This window comes from Prosthecodimorpha staleyi, assembly GCF_018729455.1.
Classification (GTDB): domain Bacteria; phylum Pseudomonadota; class Alphaproteobacteria; order Rhizobiales; family Ancalomicrobiaceae; genus Prosthecodimorpha; species Prosthecodimorpha staleyi.
Window position 1 is genome coordinate 15,046 of record NZ_JAHHZF010000009.1, and the last position, 25,494, is coordinate 40,539.

The 25,494-nt window shown below is 70.0% G+C and carries 21 protein-coding genes and 1 other RNA gene; 19 read left to right on the plus strand and 3 right to left on the minus strand.

The genetic code is table 11. The features are described from left to right. Window positions 1-83: 83 nt before the first annotated feature. A complete protein-coding gene (locus KL771_RS18010) occupies window positions 84-467 on the minus strand; it encodes a hypothetical protein (protein ID WP_261969910.1) in 384 nt (127 codons plus the stop codon). A gap of 313 nt (window positions 468-780) precedes the next feature. On the opposite strand from KL771_RS18010, the gene KL771_RS18015 reads away from it, so the two are divergent. The 6 genes from KL771_RS18015 (at window position 781) to KL771_RS18040 (ending at window position 5,400) form a co-directional block, all read left to right on the plus strand. Then, window positions 781-2,037 carry an aromatic ring-hydroxylating oxygenase subunit alpha gene (locus KL771_RS18015; protein WP_261969911.1) on the plus strand — a complete coding sequence of 419 codons (1,257 nt, stop codon included), beginning with the start codon at window positions 781-783 and terminating at the stop codon, window positions 2,035-2,037. A 7-nt stretch (window positions 2,038-2,044) separates the two neighbouring features. Then, window positions 2,045-3,115, plus strand: a complete 1,071-nt coding sequence (locus KL771_RS18020) for a hybrid-cluster NAD(P)-dependent oxidoreductase (protein WP_261969912.1) — start codon at window positions 2,045-2,047, stop codon at window positions 3,113-3,115. A 13-nt stretch (window positions 3,116-3,128) separates the two neighbouring features. Further along, window positions 3,129-3,428, plus strand: coding sequence for a virulence factor (locus KL771_RS18025; RefSeq protein WP_261969913.1), 300 nt, complete (start codon window positions 3,129-3,131; stop codon window positions 3,426-3,428). A 93-nt stretch (window positions 3,429-3,521) separates the two neighbouring features. Next, the gene (locus KL771_RS18030; protein ID WP_261969914.1) at window positions 3,522-4,040 is read left to right on the plus strand and encodes a methylenetetrahydrofolate reductase C-terminal domain-containing protein; all 519 of its coding nucleotides are present in this window, start codon (window positions 3,522-3,524) and stop codon (window positions 4,038-4,040) included. Then, a complete protein-coding gene (locus KL771_RS18035) occupies window positions 4,037-5,101 on the plus strand; it encodes a methylenetetrahydrofolate reductase (protein ID WP_261969915.1) in 1,065 nt (354 codons plus the stop codon). Before KL771_RS18030 ends, KL771_RS18035 begins: the two co-directional genes overlap by 4 nt. A gap of 113 nt (window positions 5,102-5,214) precedes the next feature. Next, entirely contained in the window at window positions 5,215-5,400 is a 186-nt protein-coding gene (locus tag KL771_RS18040; RefSeq protein WP_261969916.1) for a hypothetical protein, read from the plus strand. Between the two features lie 139 nt (window positions 5,401-5,539). Here the strand turns inward: KL771_RS18040 and KL771_RS18045 are convergent, their stop codons facing one another. After that, on the minus strand, window positions 5,540-6,553 hold the full coding sequence (locus KL771_RS18045; RefSeq protein WP_261969917.1) for a PfkB family carbohydrate kinase: 1,014 nt from the start codon (window positions 6,551-6,553) through the stop codon (window positions 5,540-5,542). Window positions 6,554-6,764: 211 nt separating this feature from the next. Beyond that, window positions 6,765-8,525 carry a cation:proton antiporter domain-containing protein gene (locus tag KL771_RS18050; protein WP_261969918.1) on the minus strand — a complete coding sequence of 587 codons (1,761 nt, stop codon included), beginning with the start codon at window positions 8,523-8,525 and terminating at the stop codon, window positions 6,765-6,767. 204 nt (window positions 8,526-8,729) lie between these two features. Here KL771_RS18050 and KL771_RS18055 point away from each other — a divergent pair, with 204 nt between their 5' ends. The 13 genes from KL771_RS18055 (at window position 8,730) to murG (ending at window position 25,408) form a co-directional block, all read left to right on the plus strand. Next, on the plus strand, window positions 8,730-11,435 hold the full coding sequence (locus KL771_RS18055; RefSeq protein WP_261969919.1) for a cation-translocating P-type ATPase: 2,706 nt from the start codon (window positions 8,730-8,732) through the stop codon (window positions 11,433-11,435). 33 nt (window positions 11,436-11,468) lie between these two features. Next, window positions 11,469-11,863: RNase P RNA component class A (rnpB, locus tag KL771_RS18060), an RNA gene on the plus strand. 174 nt (window positions 11,864-12,037) lie between these two features. Next, the gene (locus KL771_RS18065; RefSeq protein ID WP_261969920.1) at window positions 12,038-13,294 is read left to right on the plus strand and encodes an ATP-binding protein; all 1,257 of its coding nucleotides are present in this window, start codon (window positions 12,038-12,040) and stop codon (window positions 13,292-13,294) included. Between the two features lie 397 nt (window positions 13,295-13,691). Beyond that, window positions 13,692-14,144, plus strand: coding sequence for a division/cell wall cluster transcriptional repressor MraZ (locus KL771_RS18070; RefSeq protein WP_261969921.1), 453 nt, complete (start codon window positions 13,692-13,694; stop codon window positions 14,142-14,144). Further along, the gene (rsmH, locus tag KL771_RS18075; protein ID WP_261969922.1) at window positions 14,141-15,211 is read left to right on the plus strand and encodes a 16S rRNA (cytosine(1402)-N(4))-methyltransferase RsmH; all 1,071 of its coding nucleotides are present in this window, start codon (window positions 14,141-14,143) and stop codon (window positions 15,209-15,211) included. The genes KL771_RS18070 and rsmH overlap by 4 nt, the downstream gene beginning before the upstream one ends. Further along, window positions 15,208-15,675, plus strand: a complete 468-nt coding sequence (gene ftsL, locus KL771_RS18080; protein ID WP_261969923.1) for a cell division protein FtsL — start codon at window positions 15,208-15,210, stop codon at window positions 15,673-15,675. Before rsmH ends, ftsL begins: the two co-directional genes overlap by 4 nt. Window positions 15,676-15,690: 15 nt before the next feature. Further along, window positions 15,691-17,433, plus strand: coding sequence for a peptidoglycan D,D-transpeptidase FtsI family protein (locus KL771_RS18085; protein WP_261969924.1), 1,743 nt, complete (start codon window positions 15,691-15,693; stop codon window positions 17,431-17,433). A 61-nt stretch (window positions 17,434-17,494) separates the two neighbouring features. After that, window positions 17,495-18,952: a UDP-N-acetylmuramoyl-L-alanyl-D-glutamate--2,6-diaminopimelate ligase gene (locus tag KL771_RS18090; protein ID WP_261969925.1), complete on the plus strand. Its 1,458-nt coding sequence runs from the start codon at window positions 17,495-17,497 to the stop codon at window positions 18,950-18,952. Further along, complete coding sequence (locus KL771_RS18095) at window positions 18,949-20,376, plus strand: UDP-N-acetylmuramoylalanyl-D-glutamyl-2,6-diaminopimelate--D-alanyl-D-alanine ligase (protein ID WP_261969926.1); 1,428 nt, start codon at window positions 18,949-18,951, stop codon at window positions 20,374-20,376. The genes KL771_RS18090 and KL771_RS18095 overlap by 4 nt, the downstream gene beginning before the upstream one ends. Before the next feature lie 20 nt (window positions 20,377-20,396). After that, window positions 20,397-21,479, plus strand: coding sequence for a phospho-N-acetylmuramoyl-pentapeptide-transferase (mraY, locus tag KL771_RS18100; RefSeq protein ID WP_054357602.1), 1,083 nt, complete (start codon window positions 20,397-20,399; stop codon window positions 21,477-21,479). A gap of 4 nt (window positions 21,480-21,483) precedes the next feature. Then, the gene (gene murD, locus KL771_RS18105; RefSeq protein WP_261969927.1) at window positions 21,484-22,881 is read left to right on the plus strand and encodes a UDP-N-acetylmuramoyl-L-alanine--D-glutamate ligase; all 1,398 of its coding nucleotides are present in this window, start codon (window positions 21,484-21,486) and stop codon (window positions 22,879-22,881) included. Window positions 22,882-23,135: 254 nt separating this feature from the next. Next, on the plus strand, window positions 23,136-24,317 hold the full coding sequence (locus KL771_RS18110; protein ID WP_054357600.1) for an FtsW/RodA/SpoVE family cell cycle protein: 1,182 nt from the start codon (window positions 23,136-23,138) through the stop codon (window positions 24,315-24,317). Beyond that, window positions 24,314-25,408 (plus strand): undecaprenyldiphospho-muramoylpentapeptide beta-N-acetylglucosaminyltransferase, encoded by a 1,095-nt coding sequence (gene murG, locus KL771_RS18115; protein WP_261969928.1) that lies wholly within the window; start codon window positions 24,314-24,316, stop codon window positions 25,406-25,408. Before KL771_RS18110 ends, murG begins: the two co-directional genes overlap by 4 nt. Window positions 25,409-25,494: the final 86 nt, after the last annotated feature.

The window sequence follows — 25,494 nt, forward strand, 5'->3', positions numbered from 1 at the left end:
GCCTCGGGGCCGCCCGTTGTTTTTTGGCGCCTTGTCGGCGGGAGTGCTGACGGACCGACCGCGCGCTGCCGGTGACCCGGCTGTCAGTAGCTGTTCTCGTAGCGGCCGTTGGCACGGGCGTTGTCGTGGCGGGCGCGGGCGCGCTGGGCGGGGGTGACGCAGACATGGTCGCCCGGGAAGGCCTCGCGCCAGACGTAGCCGTTGCGGCAGGTGTCGCGGCCATAGGCGCCGCCCGACGGGTTGACGCGATACTTGGCGGCGAAGTTGTCGGCCTTGGCGCGGGCGCGCTCGGCCGGGGTGACGCAGACGGTATCGCCGACGAAGGACTCGCGCCAGACATAGCCCGGCTTGCAGGTGTCCGGGCCGTAGGCACCGGCGGCCGCGGCGGGGCCGGCGGCGGCGAAGATCGAGAGACCGCCCAGGATGGCGGCGGCGACGGCGAGGGAAGCGGAGCGCAGGGTCAGCATGGTCGTTTCTCGCGGGGGTCTGGAGGAGGGCGGCGGTTTGTTTCGTCCCGTCCGCTGATGTTTCGAGACTATTGCGTCGCCGCTGAACCGGCTCTGAGAGTGGCGTGCAGGATCCGTTAATCGTGATTTTTCCGGCCGCCGCGCGGTACGATTGGCGGCCTGATCGCCGGCCTGACCGTCGTCCCGGGCCGGAGCCCGAAGGCTTTGCTGCACTGCGTCCGCATGCGACTGCCCGCGTCGCATTCCGACAACTCGGGGCCGGTGTCCGGTGGCAGTCTGACGGCTCCTCCTCCCTGACTCTCCCGGATCCGCCATGCTCTCCCGAGCCCCCCTCGACATTCCCCGCCTGATCGCCGAGCGCCGGCCCGGCTATTCGCTGGCCGCGCCCTTCTACCGTGCGCGCGAGATTTTCGATCTCGACCTGGAGGTGATCTTCGGGCGGCACTGGATCTTCGCCGGCGTCGAGGCCGAGCTGCCGGAGCCCGGCGACTACACCCGGCTCGATATCGGGCATCTCTCGATCGTCATCGTGCGCGGCGACGACGGTGCGGTGCGCGCCTTCCACAATGTCTGCCGGCACCGCGGCGCGCGGCTGGTGACACAGGAGGCGGGTTGCGTCGGCAAGCTGGTCTGCCCCTATCACCAGTGGACCTACGAGCTGACCGGCGAACTGATCCATGCCAGCCATATGGGCGAGGATTTCGACCCCTCCTGCCACGGCCTGAAGCCGGTGCATCTGCGCTCGATCGGCGGGCTGATCTTCGTCTGCATGGCCGCCGAGGCGCCTGCCGACATCGACGATCTCGCCGCCGTGCTGGAACCCCGGCTGGCGCCGTTCGACCTGCGCAACGCCAAGGTCGCCAAGCAGGTCGACCTCGTCGAGGAGGGCAACTGGAAGCTCACGATGGAGAACAACCGCGAGTGCTATCACTGCGCGGGCAACCATCCCGAACTCGGCCAGAGCTTCAACAAATATGCGGTCGGCTTCGTCCCCGATGCCGACGACCATGCCGGCCAGGCCGAGGCGGCCGCCTATGAGGCGCAGGTGACCGCGCAGGTCGCCGACTGGGAGGCGCGCGGCTTTCCGAGCGTGGCGGTGGAGCATCTCTCTGGCCGGGCGACCGGCTTCCGCACCGAGCGGATCGTGCTCGACGGCGCCGGCGAGAGCCAGACGCTCGACACCAAGGCGGCCTGCCGCAAGCTGCTCGGCGGGCTGACCGACGCCAAGCTCGGCGGCCTGCATCTGTGGACCCAGCCGAACAGCTGGCACCATTTCATGGGCGACCACGCGGTCACCTTCTGCGCCATCCCGCTCGATCCCGAGCACACGCTGGTGCGCACCCGCTGGCTGGTCCACAAGGATGCGGTCGAGGGCGTCGACTACGATCTCGACCGTCTGACCGAGGTCTGGAACGCCACCAACGCCCAGGATGCCGCGCTGGTCGAACTCGCCCAGCAGGGCGTGCGCAGCCCGGCCTACGAGCCCGGCCCCTATTCGCCGCTGACCGAGGGCCTCGTCGACCAGTTCGCCACCTGGTATGTCGAGCGCCTGCGCGCGCATCTCGGGTGAGCGGCCGATGAGCGTGAGTGCGTCCGCCGCGCCGGCCTGGTGGGATCCGGACACTGACGACCTCCTGATCTGCCGCGCGGTCCTGACCGAGACGGAGGACGTGAAGACCTTCGTGTTCGAGGCGCCGGGCGGCCGGCGCTTCGCCTATGCGCCCGGCCAGTTCGCCAACTTCGAGGTCGAATGCGGCGGCGGCATTGAGACCCGCTCCTACACGCTCGCCTCGACGCCGACCCGGCCCGACCGGGTCGCCATCACGGTCAAGCGCATCCCCGGCGGGATCGTGTCGAACCACCTGCACGACCGGCTGAAGCCCGGCGACGCCCTCAAGGCGCAGCTGCCGCTCGGCGATTTTTCGACCGCGCGCCACCCGGCCGCGAAATATCTGTTCCTGGCCGCCGGCGTCGGGGCGACCCCGCTGATGTCGATGCTGCGGGCCGAGGACGATCTGGCGAGCGGCGCCGACATCGTCTTCGTCAATGTCGCGCGCCGGATGGAGGACCTGGTTTTCCGGCGCGAGCTCGAGACGATCGCGGCGCGCAATCGCGCGGTCCGGCTCGCCCATGTCGTCACCGGCGAAGGCGCCGAGCCCTGGGCCGGCCATCGCGGCCGGCCGACCCGGGCGATGATCGAGGCGATCGCGCCGGATTTCCGGGACCGCGAGGTCTTCGTCTGCGGCCCGGACGGCTTCATGGCGGCGGTGCGTGGCGTCCTCGCCGAGGCCGGTTTCGACATGGGCCGGCACCACGAGGAGAGCTTCACCTTCGGGGCGGATGCGTCGGCCGAGACGCCGACCGTGCCCGAGGATCCGGCGGAGAAGACCTGGCGCGTCACCTTCACGCGCAGCGGCAAGGTCGTGCTGTGCGACGGCACGACGCCGATCCTGACCGCGGCCCGCAAGGCCGGCGTGGTGCTGCCGTCCTCCTGCACCAAGGGCCTGTGCGGCACCTGCAAATCGAAGAAGCTCGACGGCGAGGTCGAGATGAAGCATGCGGGCGGCATCCGGCCGCGCGAGATCGAGGCCGGCCAGGTGCTGCTCTGCTGCTCACGGCCGCGCTCCGACGTGACCATCGAGCGATAGGACCCGAGCGGCCATGGGCGAGGTGACGATCATCTACTGGCGCGACATTCCCGCCCAGGTGCTGCACGGCTCCGGCCGGCGCGCGACCAAGCGCGAACTGCCCGAGCGCTTCCAGGTCGCCATCGACATGGCGGCGATGCGCGGCGGCGCGCGCGAGACCGACGCCTATCTGGCCGACTGGCGACGCGCGCCGATGCCCGCCGATGGCGCCGATCCGGAAGCCATGGTCGCAAATGTGACGGCGCGGATCGAGGCCGAATACGATGCTGAGCGCCTGCGCCGGCTGGTCGAGGCCGGTGGCAAGGAAGCCTGAGCGGACCCGCCGACCCATCCTGCGGCGCGGTCCGGAGCCGAACCCCGTCCCGAACCGGCCGTGCGCCTCGCGCCGAGCCTGCCGCGAGGCCCCATGCTGCGCGTTCCCGCCGCCTTCGAACCCCCCGGCAAGCCGCCCCGGCCGCGCGACCGCTTCGCGCTGCGCTTCTGGTCGATCCGCCATGCCGGCGGGCTGGCGCGCTTCTATGCCGCCTTCGAGCGCGCGCTCGTGGCCGCCGCGCCGCTTGCCGCGAGGCTCGGCTGGACGCGGTTGGAACGGCCGGTCGCGGCGGTCGAGCGGACCGTCAAGGGCGCGCTGTTCGACTGCCGCATGTGTGGCCAGTGCGTGCTGTCCTCGACCGGCATGTCCTGCCCGATGAACTGCCCGAAGAACCTGCGCAACGGCCCCTGCGGCGGCGTGCGCGGCGACGGCAATTGCGAGGTCTATCCGGAGATGCCCTGCGTCTGGGTCAAGGCCTGGGAGGGCTCGCGGCTGATGGCCGAGGGCGACCGGATCGGCGACGTGCAGCCGCCGATCGACCACCGCCTGAAGGGCCGGTCGAGCTGGCTCGCCGTGGCGCAGGAGAAGTCCGGCACGGGAGGGGCGGCATGAACCCGCGCCTGCATCCGGAGGATTTCGGCGAGAATCCGTGGGATCCGCTGCCCGCGCTGCCGGGCCACACCTCGCGCGGCCGTCTGGAGCGGGTGCTCCGGCGCGGCGAGTTCGCCGTCACCGCCGAGCTCAATCCGCCCGATTCGGCGCTCGCCGAGGATGTCTACAAGCGCGCGGCCGTGTTCGAGGGCTGGGTCGACGCGATCAACGCCACCGACGGCTCGGGCGCCAACTGCCACATGTCGTCGATCGCCATCTGTGCGCTGCTGACCCGGATCGGCTTCTCGCCGGTCTTACAGATCTCCTGCCGCGATACCAACCGGATCGGCATCCAGGGCAACGTGCTCGGCGCCTCCGCGCTCGGCGTCAACAACGTGCTGTGCCTGACCGGCGACGGCGTCCAGTCGGGCGACCACCCGGAGGCCAAGCCGGTCTTCGACCTGGATTCGACCTCGCTGCTCGCCACCATCCGGCGCATGCGCGACGAGGCGAAGTTCCTGTCGGGCCGCAAGATCACCACGCCGCCGCCGGTCTTCATGGGCGCGGCCGAGAACCCCTTCGCGCCGCCCTACGATTTCCGTCCGCTGCGGCTGGCCAAGAAGGTGCGGGCCGGCGCCCAGTTCATCCAGACGCAATATTGCTTCGACGTGCCGCTGCTGGAACGCTTCATGGCGCGGGTGCGCGACATGGAACTGGAGAAGCACTGCTTCATCCTGGTCGGCGTCGGCCCGCTCGCCTCGGCCAAGACGGCGCGCTGGATGCGCTCCAACGTCGCCGGCGTGCATATCCCGGACGCGATCATCGAGCGCCTTGAGAAGGCCAAGGACCAGAAGGCCGAGGGCAAGCGCATCTGCGTCGAGATCATCCAGCAGGTGCGCGAGATCGCCGGCGTCGCCGGGGTCCATGTCATGGCCTACCGGCAGGAGGAATATGTCGCCGAGATGGTCCACGAATCCGGCGTCCTCAAGGGCCGCCAGCCCTGGCGCCGCGACCTGACCCGCCCCGGCTTCGACCTCGACCAGCGCCTGACCGAAAACCTGGCGCGGGCCGGGGAGGGATAGCCGGCCGGCGGCGATCCGTGTCCAGGAAGGGAAAATTTACCGTTCCGGCCGAGGATTGCGACAGGACGAGGCCGGGGGGCACCCGTCCGGTGCCTCCTCAGTCGGTGAGTCTCATGGCCGGTGCGTTCAACGGTCCGTCGCATCCTTCTGCGTCGGAAAAGGCTGCCCCCGAATGGCCCGTCGGGCGCGTCTGGTTTTGCTTCCTCGACGAGGATGTCGATGACGCCAACCTGCCCTTCGACGCCCCGCCGCCGCGGCTGCGGCGCATGACCGAGGGGCCGCTGCCGCGCCGGGTCTGATACCGACGGTCATGGAATGAACGTCGGTATTCGATACGCGAATTTCTCATGCCTCTGACGCATATGAGAAATTCACGTTGCTTCAACGGCCCGATGCGTCAGCATCGTGGGCCGTTGGCATGACCCCGCGCCGCTCCGTTCAATCCGCCCGATCCTGAAGGAATGCGTCCAGTTCAGCCCGCGTCGGAGCACCGGCACGGCCGCCGAAGCGTCGGCATTTGAGGGCGGCCGCCACGGCGGCGAAGCCGAGCGCCTCCGCCTCCGCCCGTTCCTCTGCCAATGCGAGCGCGAAGGCGCCGTGGAACACGTCGCCGGCGCCGAGCGTATCGACGGCAGCGATCGCCGGTGCGGCGAGATGCCGGATGGTGCCCGCACGGTCCAGCCAGACGACCCCGCGCGCGCCGAGCGTCACCGCCAGGAAGGCGTCCGTGGTCCGCGCCGCTGCCCTCAGACCGTCCGCCGGGTCGCGCTGGCCGGTCGTCGCTGCGAGGCAGGCCGCCGACAGGATCGCATGGCTGGGCCAGGCCAGCGCGGCCGGCGGCAGCCCGTCGGCGCGGTCGCCATCGAGCACGGCGGGGCGGCCGCGGCGCCGCGCGGCGGCGAGAAGCGGCTCGACGAAATCGAGGAAGCGGTCGTCCGCCAGGACCGCGTCGGACCCGGCGGCGAGACCGTCCGGATCGAGGATCGGCGGCGGCGGCCCGCCCGGCGTCCGCCAGGACAGCACGGTGCGCTCGCCGTCGGGCTCGACGATGGCCGTGGTCACCGGCGAATGGCCGCCGGCGATCACCACGGCCGCGAGATCGATCCCCTCGGCGGCGAGATCGCGCGCGATCATGGCGCCGACCATGTCGTCGCCGAGCGGGCAGACCAGCCGTACGGCGGCCCCCAGGCGCTGCGCGGCGACCGCCGCATTGGCCGCGCTGCCGCCGCCGACCGAGGCGAAATCCGCCGCGATCGTCTTGCTGCCGCGCGCCGGGAAGGCGTCGACGCGATAGATCAGGTCATGTCCGGCGGCCCCCGCCACGGCGAGGCGAGGGCGTCGATCGGCAGCGGGCGGCGCGGTCATGGTCCCAGTCTGGCGGTTCGATCGAGACGGATGGTTCTCGTCCGTCTCGTGAATCTGCACCACGAACTTGTTGATTGCGTGGTCCATTCGATCCGACATTTGCGGGACGCAAGTGTCGGGATTTGACCACCAGGGGCCTTCGGGTGGCATGGCCGCGCCCGCCACGCCGGCCGCGCCCGCCGGCTCCCGGCAGGCGTCTCGCGGCCGGGCAGGAGGTGGCGTCCCGATCGGCGGCGTGCCGCCCGCATCGGCGCCCGGACCGGCGGGCTGCTCTCCGTCGGTGACGCCGGGCGGCCCGTCACGGCTGCGGCGCGGTCGTGCGCGACTGTTTCAACATCTGGCGATATTCGTCGCGCTTGTCGTGGATCGATGCGATCACCGGTCCCATCGGAACGCCGAGGCCGACCAGGGCGGCCTCGGACAGTTGCAGGCTGGCTTCGATGGTCTCCGGCACCGCGTTTGTGACGCCCATCGCGTAGAGCTTGGTGGCATGGGTGGCGTCGCGGGCGCGGGCGACGATCACGGCGTCCGGGCGCAGGGTCCGGATGACCGTGACGATGTCGTCGACGAGTGTCGGCGAATTCACGGTCACCACGACGGCGCGGGCGCTGTCGAGGCCGCAGGCGCGCAGGAAATCGGGCTTGGTGATGTCGCCGAAATAGACCGGCTTGCCCTTGCGGCGCGCCAGCGTGACGGTGGTCGGATCGCGGTCGATGGCGATATAGGGCTGCCGGTGCCGCTCCAGCATGGTGCCGACCAGCGCGCCGACGCGGCCGTGGCCGACCACGATGGTGCGCCCGCCGGCCTCCTCGGGCGGGGCGACCAGGGTTTCCGGATCGGCCGGCAGGGCCTGCTCCAGGCGGCGGCCGAGACGGCGGCCGAGCGATGCCATGGCGGGCAGGGCCGCCATCGTGATCGCCACCACGGTCGGGGCGATCGAGCCGGCGACGCGGTCGACGATGCCGGTGGTCACGGCGAGACCGATGACGATGAAGGCGAACTCGCCGCCGGCGCCGATCAGCGCCCCGGTCTCGATCGCGGCCGGCCATGCGACGCCGAAGCCGCGCGCCAGGAGCGTGCAGATCAGCATTTTGGCGGCGACCAGCGCGACGGCGAGGCCGACAATGAGGATCGGATCGGCGATCAGGCGGCCGAAGTCGATCGACATGCCGACCGAGAAGAAGAAGACGCCGAGGAGCAGTCCCTTGAACGGCTCGATGGTATGCTCGACGGCCCGGCGATACTCGGTCTCGGCGATCAGCAGCCCGGCCACGAAGGCGCCGAGCGCCATGGAGAGACCCGCCGCCGCGCTGGCCACGCCGGTGCCGACCACGACCAGCAGCGTCGTGGCGATGAACAGCTCGTTGTCGCGCGTCTCGGCCACGAAGCGGAACAGCGGCGACAGGACCAGCTTGCCCAGGCCGACGATCAGCGCGATGGCGACCGCCGCCTGCAGGAGCGCCCAGCCGAGCCCGGCAACCAGCGAGCCGTCCTGCCCGGCGCCGAGCGTCTCGACCAGGAACAGGATCGGCACCACGGCGAGATCCTGCAAGAGCAGGATCGCGAAGGTGACGCGGCCGGTGGTCGAGGTCAGGCGCTTGCGCGTCGCCAGGAGTTCGACCACGATCGCCGTCGAGGACAGCGCCAGCGAGGCGCCGATCAGGATGGCAGCGTCCGGCTTCAGCCCGAACAAGCCCGCCAGGCCGGCCAGCACCGCGCCGCTGATCAGGACCTGCAGCAGGCCGAGCCCGAAGACGTAGCGCCGCATGGTGGCCAGGCGCCCGAACGACAGTTCCAGGCCGATGAAGAACAACAGGAAGACGATGCCGAGTTCGGCAATGCCGGCGATCTCGTCGGTCTTCTGGATCGTCACCCATTCGAGATAGGGGACGCGGGCGTGAAACTGCCCGAGGCCGTTCGGGCCGAGGACCGCGCCGGCCGCAAGATAGCCGAGAATGGGGCTGACCTTCAGGCGGTGGACGATCGGCACGACCACGCCCGCCGTGCCGAGCACCAGCAGGGCGTCCTTGAAATGCGTGAGATCCACCTGTCCCGCCATCCGATTCTCCAAGCCGCCCGGTGTCGAGTTTCGCAGGTCGGCCGGCCGGATTGAAAGGGCGCAGGTCCGGTTGCAATCGATTTGAAAGCCGCCGTCGGCGCGATCGGCCCGGTCATGCACGGATAGCATCGACGCGGGGTCTTCCGGATGGCGCCATCGGGCCGGGGCGGCGATGGTGAGTGGCTTGTCAGCCGGGTGTCATGAATGCCGATCGAAGACGTCGCCACCGCTCCCCCCTGGCATCGGCTGCCCCCCGCCGAAGCCGCCCTGCGCCTCGATGCCGACGCGGATCGCGGGCTTGATGAGGTGGAGGCCGAAGCCCGGCTCGCCCGCTTCGGCGCCAACCGGCTGAAGCCGGCCGCAGGCCGGACGCTGGCGGCCCGCATCGCCGGCCAGTTCCGCGACGTGCTGGTGCTGGTTCTGGTCGCCGCGGCGGCGGTGTCCTTCGCCATCGGGGAGGCGCTCGACGCCGGCGTGATCATGGCCGTGGTGGTCGCCAATGCGGCGATCGGGCTGGTCCAGGAGGGACGGGCGGAGCGGGCGCTGGCGGCGATCGGGCACATGCTGTCGGCCGAGGCGCGGGTGGTGCGCGACGGGCGCGAGCGGATCGTGGCGGCCGAGACGCTGGTGCCGGGCGACCTCGTCGCCGTGGAGGCCGGCGACCGCATCCCGGCCGACCTGCGCCTCGTCGAGACGGTTCGCTTCTCCACCGAGGAGGCGGCGCTGACCGGCGAATCCGCCCCCGTCGCCAAGGACATCGCCCCGGCCGCGGAGGGAGCGATCGTGTCGGACCGGCATTCGATGGCCCATGCCGGCACCTTCGCTGTGACCGGCCGGGCACGCGGGCTGGTCGTCGCCACCGGTTCGGCGACGGAGATCGGCCGCATCAGCCGGATGATCGAGACGGTCGAAGCGCTCGACACGCCGCTGTTCCGCAAGCTCCTGGTCTTCGGCCGCTGGCTGACCGCGATCGTGCTGGCGGCGACCGCGCTGCTGTTCCTGGTCGGCTGGCTCGGCGGCACCATGCCGCCGGCCGAGATGTTCATGGCCGCGGTCGGGCTCGCCGTGGCGGCGATCCCGGAGGGCCTGCCGGCGATCGTCACGGTCGGGCTTGCGATCGGGGTCGAGCGCATGGCGGCGCGCGGGGCGATCATCCGGCGCATGCCGGCGATCGAAGCGCTCGGCGCCGTGACGGTGATCGCCACGGACAAGACCGGCACGCTGACCGTCAACGAGATGACCACCGAGCGGATCGTCACCGCTTCCGACCGGATCGCCATCGGCGGCATCGGCTATGCGCCGGTCGGTGAACTGACGGCCGAACGCGGCGACAGCGACAGCCAGGAGGTGGCCGCACTGATCCGTGCGGCGGCCTTGTGCAACGACGCGAGCCTGGACGAGAGCGACGGCCGCTATGCGGCGCTCGGCGATCCGGTCGATGCCGCGCTCATCACGCTGGCGCTGAAGAGCGGGCTCGATCCGGAGGCGCTGCGCCGCGACCATCGGCGCGAGGATCAGGTGCCCTTCGATCCGGCGGCACGGATCATGATCGTGGCGCTGCGCGAGCCGTCGGGCATGCGCCGGGTGACCGTCAAGGGCGCACCCGAGCGGCTGCTGGCATTGGCCGACCGCGAGCGGGTCGGCGGCGCCGACCGCCCGATCCGCCGCGAGGCTTGGTTCGATGCGCTCGACGACATGGCCGCCAAGGGGCTGCGCATTCTCGCCCTCGCCGAGCGGATCGACGGCGGACCTGAGCCCGGCGAGACGGACCTGGGTCTCGAACGCGGCGGCTTCGTGTTTCTGGGTCTCGCGGGCATGCGCGATCCGGAACGGGCGGAGAGCGCGGCGGCCGTGGCGGCGGCGCGGCGTGCCGGCATCCGGGTGGTGATGATCACCGGCGACCATGCCGCGACCGCCCGCGCGGTGGCGCTGCGGGTCGGGCTGCCGGCCGACGCGAAGGTGATCGAGGGCACCACGCTCGACGGGCTCGGGCGGGAGGATTTCGCCCGGGCGGCGGCGGGCGCCGATGTGGTCGCGCGGGCGACGCCGGAGGTCAAGCTGCGTCTGGTCGAGGCCCTGCAGGCGCAGGGCGAGGTGGTCGCCATGACCGGCGACGGCGTCAACGACGCGCCCGCGCTGAAGCGGGCCGATGTCGGCATCGCGATGGGCGCCAAGGGCACCGAAGTCGCCCGGCAGGCGGCCGCCATGGTGATCACCGACGACGACTTCTCGACCATCGTCGGCGCGGTACGGGCCGGGCGCGTGGTTACCGACAATCTGATCAAGTCGATCCTCTACATCCTGCCGACCAACGGTGCCGAGGCGATCGGGCTGATCGCCGCCGTGCTGGTCGGCTTCGACCTGCCGATGACCGCCCTGCAACTGCTCTGGATCAATCTCGTCACCGAGAGCCTGCTGTCGCTGGCGCTGGCCTTCGATCCGGCCGAGCCGAACGTGATGCGCCGGCCGCCGCGCGACCCGAAGGCCCCGCTGGTCACGCCGCTGCTGCTCTGGCGCATCCTGTTCGTCTCGGCCCTGATGGGCGCGGCCTCGACGGGGCTCTTTCTCTGGGAACGGGCGCAGGGCGCCGATCTGGCGGTCGCCCGCACGGTCGCGGTCAACGCACTGGTCGCCGCCGAGATCGCCTACCTGTTCAATGCCCGTCATCCGGCCGGCTCGTCGCTGCATGCCGAGGCCTTCCTGGGCAACCGCCTCGCGCTTCTGGGGGCGGCGGTGCTGATCGGCGTGCAGGTCGCCTTCACGGTCTGGCCGCCCCTGCAGGCCCTGTTCGGGACGGCGGCGCTGGACGGACGCCAGATGCTGACGATCGCGGCGGTGGCGGTCGCGGTGTTCTTCGTCGCCGAAGCCGAAAAGGCGGTGCTGCGCCGGCTGATGCCATTTGGCGGTTGACCCGGACCGGCGGTTCGGGGGAGAAGGACGCCGCCAGTCGGCCGGGCGGCCGCTCTTCCCCTCGCGGGGAAGGGAGGAAAGTCCGGGCTCCACGGAACAACGGTGCCGACTAACGGTCGGCGGGGGCGACCCCAGGGACAGTGCCACAGAGAACGAACCGCCGCGGATGCGTCCGCGGCAAGGGTGAAAAGGTGCGGTAAGAGCGCACCGCGGGACCGGCAACGGGACCGGCATGGCAAACCCCACCGGGAGCAAAACCAAATAGGGGCGACGCGGGCTTCTCGCTTCGGCGGGGACCCAGTCCGTTCCGGACCAGTCGCCCGGGTCGGTTGCGCGAGGCGTCCGGCAACGGGCGTCCCAGATGAATGGCCGCCGCGTCGGGGGAAACCCCGGCCTTACAGAACCCGGCTTATAGGCCGACTGGCACTTCTCCCCACCCGCCCGCACCCCGGCCGAGCCCGCCGCAAGGCCGGCCGGCCCGGCCGTATGCGCCCGTGATCTCTCGATCTGACAGGCCGTCGCTTTAGATTGGACGTCTTCCCACTTTAAATCTGCCGGCCATTCACTTTAAATTAGCCGGCCGTCTGCTTAAGATCTGCCGCATGGGTACAGCGGTTTCTCCCTCTGGCGGCTATGTCCGGCGTCGCGTCGTCGCGCGCATCGAGACCGCCATGGCGGATACCCGCGTGGTCCTTCTGACGGGGCCGCGACAGGCTGGCAAGACGACCTTGCTCCGGCACCTGGCCGGGCCGGAGCGGACCTATCTGACCCTCGACGACATCGGCACCCTGGCGGCGGCCCGCGCCGATCCGGTCGGGTTCCTGCGCGGGCTCGATCGCGCCGCCATCGACGAAATCCAGCGCGCGCCCGACCTCATCCTGGCGATCAAGGAAGCCGTCGACCGCGATCCCGCACCGGGCCGCTTCCTGCTGACCGGATCGGCCAACCTCGCGACGGTGCCGGCCGTGGCGGACTCCCTGGCCGGACGCATGGCCGTGGTGCCGCTGTTGCCCTTCGCCCAGGCCGAACTGCGCGAGGCGCCGGGCCGCTTCCTCGACCTGATCTTCGCGGGAGAGACCGTCTGGTCGGCCGACGGCACGGTGACCGGCGACGCCCTCGTCGACTGCGTGCTGGCCGGCGGCTATCCCGAGGCGGTCCGACGGCGCTCGCCGGACCGCCGCCGGGTCTGGCTGGAGGATTATGTCGCTCTCATCCTCGACCGCGACGTGCGCGACATCGCCCGGATCGATCAGCTCGAACGGCTGCCGCGTCTTCTCGCCGTGCTCGCCGAGCATGCCGGCCAACTCGTCAATCATGCGAGCTACGGCGCCGCGCTCGGGCTGTCATCCGTCACGGCGCAGAAATATGTCGGCATCCTGGAGCGGCTGTTCCTGGTCCGCAGCCTCGTGCCCTGGTCGTCGAACCGGCTGTCGCGCCTGGTCAAGTCGCCGAAACTGCACTTCCTCGACAGCGGCCTGCTTGCGGCCCTGCGTGGGCTCGATGCCGACCTGATCGCAGCCAACCGGACCGTCTTCGGGGCCGTGCTGGAAAGCTTCGTCTTTTCCGAAATCCTGAAGCTCGCCGCCTGGTCGGACCGCCGCCTGAGCTTTTCGCATTTCAGGACCCGGGACGGGGACGAAGTCGATCTCGTCATCGAGGACCGCCGTGGGCGGCTGATCGGTATCGAGGTCAAGGCGTCGGCAACCGTGCGAGACGACGATTTCAAGGGTCTGCGCAAGTTGCAGGAGGCGGCCGGCGACCGGTTCCTGCGCGGGCTGGTGCTGTTCGACCATGACCGGGTCATCCCCTTCGGCGAAAGGCTGACCGCGGTGCCGATTTCCAGCCTCTGGACCTGGTAGCGCGAGGCTACTCGACGGTTGCCGCAGCGGAGGGCCGGGGGCGCGAGCCGACGCCACATTTCTTGCCGGATTCCTAATCGGATCAATCGCTTTGAACATTCCGCGTGGACGGAATGTTAACCTTGATCGGGCGTCAATAGGAGCTGTGCGTATCGGCTGATTCCATTGACCCCCATGCCATCCCATGCTATCCCAAATCATCCCGTTCGCGAGTTGCAGGGCAGCCCGTCGAACCCGCCGAGGTCGTTCGCGGCCAGGCGGGTCGCTGCGGATCGTTGTCCGACGGCGGCTTCGCGATCTGCGGGCAGGGCCGAAGGGCTGAGCCGCCCTTCGGCATTTCGAAGCTGGGGCTGTGTCATGGGGCAGGGCCTCCAGGGTGGGCGGTGCGGGTCAGGGCATGGAGCGGTTTCTCGGCCGGCACCCGAAGAAGATCGACGCGAAGGGTCGCGTTTCGATCCCGGCGCCGTTCCGCGCCGTGCTGGGCCGCGACGGCTTCGAGGGGCTCTTTTGCGTGCGGGCCTTGTGGGAGCCGGCCGTGGAGGCCGGCGGCAACGCGCTGATCGCGCAGATCGATGCCGCGGTCTCCGGCTACGACGGCTTCTCGCCCGAGCATCTGCACCTCGCCGCCACCCTGATGGGGGCGGGCGATACGCTGTCGATCGACGGGGAGGGGCGCATCGTGGTGCCGGACTGGATCCGCGAGGCCGCCGGCATCACGGACGAGATCGTCTTCGTCGGGCTCGGCCAGAAATTCCAGTTCTGGGCCCCGGAAGCCTTCAAGGCCTTCGAGGCCAAGGCGCGGGCCGCGGCGGCGGAGCTTCTGGCGCGCGGACGGGAGGCGCGGGTATGAGCGGCTCCCGCAATGACATCACCGAAACCGCGGTCTCGGCTCAGGCGGATGCCGGTCCCTTCGCGCCCGATCCGCGCCACCGCCCGGTCATGCTCGCCGAAGTGATGGCGCATTTGGCGCCGCGTCCGGGCGAGGTCCATCTCGACGGCACCTTCGGCGCCGGAGGCTATACGCGCGCCATCCTGGGCTCGGGGGCTTCCGTCATCGCCGTCGACCGCGATCCGAGCGCGATCCGCGCCGGCCGCGCCCTGGCGGAGGCCGCCGAGGGACGGCTGACGCTGGTCGAGGGGCGGTTCGGCGATCTCGATGCCCATGTCCGGGCAACCGGTCGCGACACCGTCGACGGCGTCGTGCTCGATATCGGCGTCTCCTCGATGCAGTTCGACGAGGCCGAGCGCGGCTTCTCGTTCCGCTTCGACGGGCCGCTCGACATGCGCATGGGCGGCGAGGGGCCGAGCGCGGCCGACATCGTCAACGGCGCCGAAGAGAACGAGATCGCCCGCATCCTCTGGGTCTATGGCGAAGAGCGCAAATCCGGGCCGATCGCGCGCGCGATCGTCCGCCGCCGTGCCGAACGGCCGTTCGAGCGCACGCGCGAGCTCGCCGATCTGTGCGAGGCCGTGCTCGGGCGGGCCAAGAAGCCGCACGAGATCCATCCGGCGACACGCACCTTCCAGGCCCTGCGCATCCATGTGAACGGCGAACTTGACGAACTGGCGCGCGCGCTCGGCGCCGCCGAGGCGGTGCTGGCCGAAGGCGGGCGGCTGGTGGTGGTCTCGTTCCACTCGCTCGAGGACCGCATCGTCAAGCGCTTCCTCGCCGACCGCAGCCGCGAGCGGGCCGGCGGCTCGCGCCATGCGCCGGAGACGGCCGTGCCGGAGCCGACCTTCGTGCTCGTCGCCAAGGGGGCGGTCGAGCCGGGCGAGGCCGAGACGGCGGTCAATCCGCGGGCGCGCTCGGCCAAGCTCCGGGCCGCGCGGCGCACTGCCGCGCCGGCCCGCGCCATCGACGCAGAAGCACTCGGCGTGCCGGATCCGGCGCCGCGACGGGGGAGGGCACGCGCATGATGCGGACGGTCAACATCATCCTGATCGGCGGCATGATGGCCGGCGCCGGCGTGGTCTACTTCCTAAAATACGAGGCCGAGCACGCCACCACGCGCGTCGCCCAGCTGAGCCGGCAGATCCAGCAGGAGCGCGAGGCGATCGCGACGCTCCGGGCCGAATGGAGCCTCCTGAACCAGCCCAAGCGGCTGCAGGAGATGGCCGACCGCTATCACACCTATCTGGAGCTGGAGCCGCTCGACCCGAACCAGGTCGCGACCCTCGACGACATCCCGTTCCGACAGGTCATGCCCGACGGCGGCACGGCCGGCGGCAAGGGCCCGGAGCGCCTCTTCGCCGGGGTCAAGCCGATCGAGCATACCGGCACCATCAAGAAGTCGACCGATCGGGTCGGCAAGGCCGACAAGCCCGAACCGAAGGGGGTCGATCCGAAGCCGAACGATCTCCTGAACACCATCATCCGATAGGCGGGAGTGACGACCGTGAGCACCACGATGGACGCATTCCCCGCCGACACTTTCCGCGACCCGGCCCAGGAGGCGACCCACGCACCGGCCCAGGCGCCCGCCCGTGGCAAGGCCCGGCGCTCGGCTACCGCGGCCGGACGGACGCGCGTCAAGGTGGCGATGCTCGGCTTCGTGGCGATCTACGGCGCCATCGCCGGCAAGCTGGTCTATCTCGGCCTGAAGGGGCCTGAGCACAGCAACACCCTCGGCGCCGCCATCGTGCAGTCCTCGCCGCGCCCGGATCTGCTCGACCGCAACGGCGAAGTTCTGGCGACCGACATCAAGACCTCCTCGCTGTTCGCCGAGCCGCGCCGGATCATCGACGTGGACGAGGCGATCGAAGCCCTGTCGAGCGTGCTGCCGGACATGCGCGAGCCGTCTGTGCGCCACAAGCTGAAGAGCGGCGCCGGCTTCGTCTGGCTGAAGCGCGAGATCACCCCTGAGCAGCGCTTCCGCATCCACCGGCTCGGCATTCCCGGCATCGGCTTCCTGGACGAGAATAAGCGCTTCTATCCGGGCGGCGGCATGGCCAGCCACGTCGTCGGTCACGTCAATGTCGACAACCAGGGCATTGCCGGCATCGAGAAGTATATCGACGACGAGATGAACCTGAACGAGTTGCACAAGCTCGGCATCGTTCACGATCGCGGCCTGAAGCCGCGCAAGCTGTCGCTCGATCTGCGCGTCCAGCATGTGGTGCGCGACGAGATCGCAGCTGCCAAGGAGCGCTTTCATGCGGTGGCCGCGGTCGGCATCGTGCTCGACGTGCATACCGGCGAAGTGATCGCGATGTCGTCGCTGCCCGACTACGACCCGAACAATCCGTCCGAGGCGCTGGAGAAGGACCGGATGAACCGGGCCACCGCCGGCGTCTTCGAGATGGGCTCGGTATTCAAGACCTTCAACTCGGCGATGGCGCTCGATTCCGGCCGGGTCAGCCTCAACGACAGCTTCGACGCGCGCGGCGGCCTCGCCTTCGGCGGCCAGCGCATCTCCGACTTCCACGGCAAGAATCGCATCCTGAGCGTGCCGGAGATCTTCATCTATTCGTCGAATATCGGCTCCGCCCGGATGGCCCTGAAGGTCGGTCCGCAAGGTCAGTACGACTTCTTCACCAAGATCGGCTTCCACTCGAAGCTGAAAACGGAACTGCCCGAGGTGGCGATGCCGCTGTGGCCGAAGCGCCTTTCGGAAGTGTCCTCGGCGACCCAGTCCTTCGGCCACGGCATTTCCGTCTCGCCGATGCACACCGCTGCCGCAACCATCCCGCTGATGAACGGCGGCAAGATGATCCCGCCGACCTTCTTCGTCCGCACTCGCGCCGAGGCCGATGCCATGGCGGTGCAGGTGGTCAAGCCCGAGACCAGCGAGAAGATGAAATATCTCTTCAAGCTCAACGGCCAGATCGGTTCCGGCACACGCGCCGACGTGGCCGGCTACCGGGTCGGCGGCAAGACCGGCACGGCCGAAAAGATCGAGAACGGCCGCTATGTCGCGAACAAGCGATTCAATTCCTATCTGGCTGCCTTCCCGATCGACGATCCGCAATATGTCGTGCTGGTGACCATCGACGAACCGAAGGCGGAGAAGGACGTCGGTGCGGCGACCGCGGGACTGAACGCCGCCCCGACGGTGGCGGCGATCGTCAAGCGCATCGCGCCGATGCTCAACGTGCCGCCGCGCTTCGATCTGGCCCCGGCGACGCTCGCCTCCAATTGACCGTTTCGTTGCGTTCCGCTACCCGCGGGTTCGAGTTTTCGACCGAAGGATCGGGACGATCATGCGCCTCGACGCACTCCTCGACGAATTGACGCCGGGCCTGCCGGATGGCCTCGGCGGCGTGGAGGTGGCTGCGGTCACGTCCGACAGCCGCAAGGTCGTTCCCGGCGGCCTGTTCGTGGCGCTCGCCGGTGCCAAGGCGGACGGCGCCCGCTTCGCCGGTGATGCGGTGGCTCGCGGTGCCGTTGCGGTCTTGGCCGCGGATGGTGCCGGCCTGGGCGGCCTTCCGGTTCCGGTGATCACGGCCACCGATCCGCGCCGCGCGCTGGCCATCGCCGCCGCGCGGCTCGCCGGCCCGCAGCCGGGCACGGTCGTCGCCGTCACCGGGACCAGCGGCAAGACCTCGATCGCCGCCTTCGTCCGCCAGATCTGGGCCGCGACCGGCAAGGCGGCCGCTTCGATCGGCACGATCGGGGTGGTCGGCCCGAAGGGCGCGCTCTACGGCAGCCTGACGACACCCGATCCGGTCGACCTTGCCGGGACCCTTGCCGGCCTCGCCGCCGAGGGCGTTTCCCATGTCGCGCTGGAAGCGTCCTCGCACGGGCTCGACCAGCGCCGGCTCGACGGCGTCCGCATCGGCGCCGGCGCTTTCACCAACCTGTCGCGCGACCATCTCGACTACCACCCGACCGTCGAAGACTATTTCGCCGCCAAGATGCGGCTGTTCGACGAGCTGCTGGCGCCCGGGCAGGGTGCGGTGGTCGATGTCGATACCGAGCATGGCCGCCGCGCCGCCGACCACGCGACCCGGCGCGGGCTCGACCTCATGACCGTCGGGCAGGCCGGCACCGCCCTCAAGGTACTCGCCGCCGAGCCGGACGGCTTCCGCCAGATCGTGACGGTCGCGGTCGCGGGAGAGACCCACACCGTCCGCCTGCCGCTCCTCGGCACCTTCCAGGTCTCCAACGCGCTGGTCGCCGCCGGGCTCGCCATCGTCACCGGCACGCCGGTCGCCGACGCCCTGGGAGCGCTCGAGGGCCTGACGGGGGCCTCCGGGCGGCTCGATCTGGTCGGCACGACCGCGGCCGGCGCGCCGGTCTTCGTCGACTACGCGCACAAGCCCGATGCCCTGGAGAAGGTGCTGGAGGCGCTCAGGCCCTTCGCGCGCGGCCGTCTGGTCGCGGTGTTCGGCTGCGGCGGCGACCGCGATCCCGGCAAGCGGCCGATCATGGGCGAGATCGCCGGCCGCCTCGCCGATGTTGCGATCGTCACCGACGACAACCCGCGCAGCGAGGATCCGGCCGCGATTCGCCGGGCCATCCTGGCCGCCGCGCCCGGTGCGATCGAGATCGGCGACCGGGCCGAGGCCATCCGCCGGGCGGTCAGCCTGCTGAAGGACGGGGATATTCTCGTCATCGCCGGCAAAGGCCACGAAACCGGCCAGATCGTCGGCGACCGGGTGCTGCCCTTCTCAGACCACGAGGCCGCCCGCGCGGCGCTTGCCGAGGTATCCGCATGACCGCGCCGCTCTGGACCCTCGATGCCCTGGCGACCGCCATGGCCGGCCGCGTGGTCGGCCCGGCCGGCGCGGCGGCGACCGGCATCTCCATCGACAGCCGCACGATCGCGCCCGGCGAGGCCTTCTTCGCCATCAAGGGCGACCTGCATGACGGCCACGACTTCGTCGCCAAGGCCCTGGAACGCGGCGCGGCCTTCGCGGTGGTGGCCGAGGCGCGGCTCGCCGATCTGCCGGCGGACGGGCGCTATGTCGTGGTCGACGACGTACTCGCCGGGCTGGTCCGGCTCGGCATCGCGGCCCGGGGCCGTACGACGGCGCGGATCGTCGCGGTGACCGGCTCGGTCGGCAAGACCTCGACCAAGGAGGCGTTGGCCATGGTGCTGCGCGAGCACGGCCGCGTGCATGCCTCGGTCGCCTCGTTCAACAACCATTGGGGCGTGCCGCTGACGCTGGCGCGCATGCCGGCCGATACCGAGTTCGGGGTGTTCGAGATCGGCATGAACCATGCCGGCGAGATCACGCCGCTGACCGGCATGGTCCGCCCGCATGTCGCCGTCGTCACCACGGTCGCGCCGGTGCATCTGGAATTCTTCGCCTCGGTCGAAAAGATCGCGGAGGCGAAGGCCGAAATCTTCTCGGGGTTGGAACCGGGCGGCCATGCGGTCGTCAACGGCGACATCCCGACCGCGCCGATCCTGATCGAGACCGCCCGCCGCTGCGGCGCCGCGGTGCATCGCTTCGGCGAAGGCGAGGGGCTGGAAAGCCGGCTCATCGCGGTCGACCTGCGCCCCGGCGACAGCACGCTGACCGCCAGCATCCTCGGCCGCACGGTGACGGCCGAAATCGGCGCGCCCGGCCGGCACATCGCCATGAATGCGCTGGCGATCCTGACCGCCGCGGTGCTGCTCGGCGCCGATCTCGACCGCGCCGCCGCGGCGCTGGTCCGGCTCGCCCCGCCGAAGGGGCGCGGCGCCCGCTTCACGCTCGCCCTGCCGGACGGGGCCGCGACCCTGATCGACGAGAGCTACAACGCCAATCCGGCTTCCATGCGCGCGGCGATCGCGCTGCTCGGCCAGTCTCGCCCCGGTCCGGGCGGACGCCGCATCGCGGTGCTCGGCGACATGCGCGAATTGGGGCCGACCGGCGCCGAACTTCATGCCGCGCTCGCCGGACCGCTCGCCGAGGCGGGCATCGACCGGGCCTATCTGTGCGGACCGTTGATGCATGCACTTTGGCAGGCCTTGCCGGACACCCTGCACGGGGCCTATGCGGAAACGTCGGCCGGTCTCGAACCGAATCTGCCCGGCGAGATCCGGTCCGGCGACGTGGTCATGGTCAAGGGATCGCTCGGCAGCCGCATGATCCCGATCGTGGACGCGCTCAAGGCGCGCTTCGCGGCCCAAACGGAACCGGAACGGGCCTGACCCCGGGGAGGAAACCGAACGTGCTCTATCTCCTCGGCGAATTCTCCGACAAGCTCGCGGCGCTCAATGTCTTCCGCTACATCACCTTCCGGACCGGCGGGGCGATCCTGACCGCGCTGATGTTCGTCTTCCTGTTCGGACCGGCGATCATCAACACGCTTCGCGTCAAGCAGGGCAAGGGCCAGCCGATCCGCGCGGACGGGCCGCAGTCACACCTTCTGAAGAAGGGAACGCCGACCATGGGCGGGCTGATGATCCTGTCCGGCGTGATCTTCTCGACGCTGCTCTGGGTCAACCTGACCAACATCTACATCTGGGTCGTGCTGATCGTGATGGTCGGCTTCGGCATGATCGGCTTCTTCGACGACTTCCTGAAGGTGACGAAGCAGTCGCACAAGGGCTTCTCGGCTTGGCAGCGCATGGGCCTCGAAATCCTGATTTCCGGCGTCGCGGTCTGGACGATTATGTCGGCCGGCAAGATCCCCTATGCGACCTCGCTGACCTTCCCGTTCTTCAAGGACGCGCTGATCAATCTCGGCTGGTTCTTTATCCCGTTCGGCGCTGTGGTGATCGTCGGGGCCGGCAATGCCGTCAACCTGACCGACGGCCTCGACGGCCTCGCCATCGTGCCGGTGATGATCGCCGCCGGCAGCTTCGGCATCATTGCCTATGCGACCGGCAACGCCGTCTTCGCCGACTATCTGAACATCAACCACACGCCCGGCACCGGCGAACTGGCCGTGGTGCTCGGCGCGGTGATCGGGGCGGGGCTCGGCTTCCTGTGGTTCAACGCCCCACCGGCGGCGATCTTCATGGGCGATACCGGCTCGCTGGCGCTGGGCGGCCTGCTCGGCACGGTCGCGGTCGCGACCAAGCACGAGATCGTGCTCGCCATCGTCGGCGGCATCTTCGTGATGGAGGCGCTGTCGGTCATCATCCAGGTGACCAGCTTCAAGCTGACCGGCAAGCGCGTGTTCAAGATGGCGCCGATCCATCATCACTTCGAGCAGCTCGGCTGGAAGGAGCCGCAGGTCGTGATCCGGTTCTGGGTGATCGCCTTCGTGCTCGCCCTGATCGGCCTGTCGACCCTGAAGCTGAGGTGAGCCGATGATCCCGGTCGAGAGCTTCCGAGGTCTCAAGGTCGCGGTGGTCGGGCTCGGCGGCTCGGGCATGGTCACGGCGGAGGCCCTGCGCGCCGGCGGTGCCGTGCCGATCCTCGCCGACGACAATGCCGAGGCGATGGCGCGCGCGGCGGCGGCCGGCTTCGCCACGGACCCGCTGCGCGATGTCGATTGGCGGAGCCTTGCGGCCCTGGTGCTGGCGCCGGGCGTGCCGCTGACCCATCCGCGACCGCATTGGAGCGTCGACCTCGCCCTGTCGCACGGCGTTCCGATCCTCGGCGATGTCGAGCTCTTCTGCCGGGAACGGCGCGCGCGCTGTCCGGATGCGCCGCTGATCGCGATCACCGGCACCAACGGCAAGTCGACCACCACGGCGCTGATCGCGCATCTTCTCGCCCATGCCGGCCGCGACGTTCAGATGGGCGGCAATATCGGCCGTGCGGTGCTGTCGCTCGATCCGCCGCAGCCGGGCCGCCACTACGTCATCGAGTGTTCGTCCTTCCAGATCGACACGACGCCGTCGATCGATCCGACCGTCGGCATCCTGCTCAACCTGAGCGAGGACCATCTCGACCGCCATGGCACCATGGCCAACTATGCGGCCATCAAGGAGCGGCTGGTCGCGGGAGCGGCAACCGCGATCGTCGGCGTCGACGATCCGCTCTCAGCCGCGATCGCCGACCGGGTCGAGCAGCGCGGCACGCGGGTGGTGCGCATCTCCAACCGCAATCCGGTCGCCCACGGCTACTACTACGAGGCCGGCCACATCATCGAGGCGGCGACAGCGTCGGCGACGGTCGCGGGCGATCTCGGCGGCATCGCTGCGCTGCGCGGCGCCCATAACGGCCAGAATGCCGCTGCCGCGGTCGCGGCCGTGCGCGCGCTCGGCCTCGACCACCGCACCATCATGGCGGGCCTGCGCAGCTTTCCGGGGCTCGCCCACCGCATGGAGCTGATCGGCCGGCGCGGCCGGGTCCTGTTCGTCAACGATTCCAAGGCGACCAACGCGGATTCGACCGCCCAGGCCCTGGCCAGCTTCGAGCGCATCTACTGGATCGCCGGCGGCAAGCCGAAGACCGGCGGCATCACGTCGCTCGAAAGCTTCTTCCCGCGCGTTGCCAAGGCCTATCTGATCGGCGTGGCGACCGAGGAGTTCGCCGATACCCTCGATGGCAAGGTCGCCTACGAGAAGAGCGGCACCGTCGCGGCCGCGCTTGAGGCGGCGGCGCGTGATGCGGCCGAGGACGGCGCGCCGGAATCGGTCGTGCTCCTGTCGCCGGCCTGTGCGTCCTATGACCAGTTCAAGAATTTCGAGGTCCGCGGCGATCATTTCCGCAGCCTCGTGCGTCAGATCGACGGGCTCGTCCTGCGCGAGGGGGCATAGATGCGTGTCTGCCGGGGAAAGTCCGTGGTTCCAGGCGGATGACCGGGCGTCCTCACGTCGGGCATTCGCTGCGTCGCCGGCGGGTTTCAGGCCGGCTATCGGTTTCCAGTCGCGTCCAAGCGTATTCCGAGACGTCCGGCGCCGTTCGAAGCGCCTGGCTAACGAAGTGTAAAGGTTAAGACTTTATTGGTCTGCCGATGCGTCCCGCAGGTGCTTCGCCGCGCTGCCCGGCCGCTTCTCGCAGGGGAGAGATCATGGTCGCCCGTACGGATCGCTCGAGCTTTGCGGAATGGTGGTGGACCATCGACCGCTCGCTGCTCGCCGCCTTCGTTGCCCTGATGGTGACGGGGCTGGTGATGTCCTTCGCGGCGAGCCCGCCGGTCGCCGAACGCATCGGCGCCGACCAGTTCCATTTCGTCAAGCGGCACGCGGCCTTCTTCCTGCCGGCCCTGCTGGTGCTGTTCGTCGGTTCCTTCTTCACGCCCCGCCTGGTGCGGCGCATGGCGCTGGTCACGCTGATCGGCGGCATCGCGCTGCTCGCCGCGACGCTGTTCTTCGGCCAGGAGATCAAGGGCGCGCGGCGCTGGCTGACGATCGCCGGCATCACCGTTCAGCCGTCGGAATTCGTCAAGCCGGCCTTCGTGATCGTGGTCGCCTGGCTGTTCGCGGAGCGCCAGCGTAGGCCCGAAATCCCCGGCATCCTGTTCGCCGTCCTGCTGCTGATCGCGATGATCGGGCTGCTCGTCGCGCAGCCCGACTTCGGCCAGACCATGCTGACGGTGATCGCCTGGGGATCGATCTTCTTCGTCGCCGGCGTGCCGATCTTCTGGGTGATGGTGCTCGGCGCGGCCGGCGTCGGCGGCATCTACGCGGCCTATACGATGCTGCCGCACGTGACCGCGCGCATCAACAAGTTCCTGGCCAAGTTCAACGGGATGGAGGGCGCCAAGGCGAACTCGACCGCGTTCCAGGCCGACAAGGCGCTGGACAGCTTCGCCAGCGGCGGCTGGCTCGGCCGCGGCCCGGGCGAGGGCACGGTCAAATGGATCCTGCCGGACAGCCACACCGACTTCATCGCGGCCGTGATGGGCGAGGAATTCGGTATCCTGGCCTGCCTCATCCTCGCCTCGGTGATCGCCTATGTGGTGCTGCGCGGCCTGAGGCATGCCCTCGCCACCGACGATCCCTTCATCCGCTTCTCCGTCACCGGGCTCGTCACCCTGTTCGGGGTGCAGAGCGCCATCAACCTCGCCGTGAACCTGCATCTGGTCCCCTCCAAGGGCATGACGCTGCCCTTCATCTCCTATGGCGGCTCGTCGCTGATCGCGGTCGCGCTGGGCATGAGCTGGCTGCTTGCGCTGACCCGCCGCCGGGCGCAGACCACGCGCATCGCGCGTTCGATCCATGACGAGCAGCCCCTGGAGGCCCTGGCGTGAGAAGCGGCACGATCCTGGTTGCCGCCGGAGGGACCGGCGGCCATCTCTTTCCCGCCGAATCGCTCGCCGCCGAACTCGGCCGGCGCGGCTGGACGGTGGATCTGGCCACCGACGAGCGCGCCGACAAATATGGCCGGGCCTTCCCGGCCCGGGCGATCCATATCATCGACTCCGAGACCTATCGCGGCCGGTCGCCGATCGCCGTGATGCGCACCGCCTGGCATATGATCCGCGGGCTGCGGCAGTCCTGGAAGCTGATCTCCGGCCTCAATCCGGCGGCCGTGGTCGGCTTCGGCGGCTATCCGACTGTGCCACCGCTGCTCGCGGCGGTCATGCGCCATGTCCCGACCGTCCTTCATGACCAGAATGCCGTCATGGGCCGCGCCAATCGTGGCCTCGCCAAGCATGTCACCCGGATCGCGCTGTCTTTCGCGCACACCCGCCATGCCGAGCCCTTCGCCGCGAAATACGTCCATACCGGCAATCCAGTGCGCGACATGGTCATTGAGGCGGCGACGATCCCGTATGATCCGCCGGTCGCCGGGGGCGAGTTCCGTCTCCTGGTCTTCGGCGGCAGTCAGGGCGCACGCTTCTTCTCCGACGCCGTGCCGCCGGCCCTGGCCCTGCTGCCGGCCGACCTGCGCGCGCGGCTGAAGCTCGTCCAGCAGGTCCGCGCCGAGGATATGGACAGGACCCGGGCGGCGCTCGCCGGGCTCGGCATCGCGGCGGAGACGGCGCCCTTCTTCGTCGACCTGCCGGCCCGGATCGCTGAGGCCCATCTGGTGCTGTGCCGCTCCGGCGCGTCGACGGTCGGCGAACTGGCCGTGATCGGCCGGCCGGGCCTGATGGTGCCGCTGCCGCATGCGCTCGACCAGGACCAGGCCGAGAATGCGCGCGTGCTCGAGGAGGCCGGCGGCGGCTGGACGATCCGGCAGGCGGACCTGACGCCGGAGCGCCTTGCCGAGACCCTGGCGGGCTTCATGCGCGCCCCGGAACGGCTGTCCGCGGCGGCTGCGGCGGCGCGGGCTGAGGGGCGCCCGGATGCGGTCGCCCGGCTCGCCGACCTCGTCGAGGCGGTCGCGCAGGGTTGATTTCGCGGGGTCGAAAGGCCCGATACCACAAGCGGTTGGCGCCTCATCCCGAGAGGGTGCGCGAACCGGACGGTCCGCCCGGACCA

Bases quoted from the DNA above. Each gene is read 5' to 3' on its own strand.
- KL771_RS18010 (WP_261969910.1), bottom strand. From the start codon at position 467: ATGCTGACCCTGCGCTCCGCTTCCCTCGCCGTCGCCGCCGCCATCCTG.
- KL771_RS18015 (WP_261969911.1), top strand. From the start codon at position 781: ATGCTCTCCCGAGCCCCCCTCGACATTCCCCGCCTGATCGCCGAGCGC.
- KL771_RS18020 (WP_261969912.1), top strand. From the start codon at position 2,045: ATGAGCGTGAGTGCGTCCGCCGCGCCGGCCTGGTGGGATCCGGACACT.
- KL771_RS18025 (WP_261969913.1), top strand. From the start codon at position 3,129: ATGGGCGAGGTGACGATCATCTACTGGCGCGACATTCCCGCCCAGGTG.
- KL771_RS18030 (WP_261969914.1), top strand. From the start codon at position 3,522: ATGCTGCGCGTTCCCGCCGCCTTCGAACCCCCCGGCAAGCCGCCCCGG.
- KL771_RS18035 (WP_261969915.1), top strand. From the start codon at position 4,037: ATGAACCCGCGCCTGCATCCGGAGGATTTCGGCGAGAATCCGTGGGAT.
- KL771_RS18040 (WP_261969916.1), top strand. From the start codon at position 5,215: ATGGCCGGTGCGTTCAACGGTCCGTCGCATCCTTCTGCGTCGGAAAAG.
- KL771_RS18045 (WP_261969917.1), bottom strand. From the start codon at position 6,553: ATGGACCACGCAATCAACAAGTTCGTGGTGCAGATTCACGAGACGGAC.
- KL771_RS18050 (WP_261969918.1), bottom strand. From the start codon at position 8,525: ATGGCGGGACAGGTGGATCTCACGCATTTCAAGGACGCCCTGCTGGTG.
- KL771_RS18055 (WP_261969919.1), top strand. From the start codon at position 8,730: ATGCCGATCGAAGACGTCGCCACCGCTCCCCCCTGGCATCGGCTGCCC.
- KL771_RS18065 (WP_261969920.1), top strand. From the start codon at position 12,038: ATGGGTACAGCGGTTTCTCCCTCTGGCGGCTATGTCCGGCGTCGCGTC.
- KL771_RS18070 (WP_261969921.1), top strand. From the start codon at position 13,692: ATGGAGCGGTTTCTCGGCCGGCACCCGAAGAAGATCGACGCGAAGGGT.
- rsmH (WP_261969922.1), top strand. From the start codon at position 14,141: ATGAGCGGCTCCCGCAATGACATCACCGAAACCGCGGTCTCGGCTCAG.
- ftsL (WP_261969923.1), top strand. From the start codon at position 15,208: ATGATGCGGACGGTCAACATCATCCTGATCGGCGGCATGATGGCCGGC.
- KL771_RS18090 (WP_261969925.1), top strand. From the start codon at position 17,495: ATGCGCCTCGACGCACTCCTCGACGAATTGACGCCGGGCCTGCCGGAT.
- KL771_RS18095 (WP_261969926.1), top strand. From the start codon at position 18,949: ATGACCGCGCCGCTCTGGACCCTCGATGCCCTGGCGACCGCCATGGCC.
- murD (WP_261969927.1), top strand. From the start codon at position 21,484: ATGATCCCGGTCGAGAGCTTCCGAGGTCTCAAGGTCGCGGTGGTCGGG.
- KL771_RS18110 (WP_054357600.1), top strand. From the start codon at position 23,136: ATGGTCGCCCGTACGGATCGCTCGAGCTTTGCGGAATGGTGGTGGACC.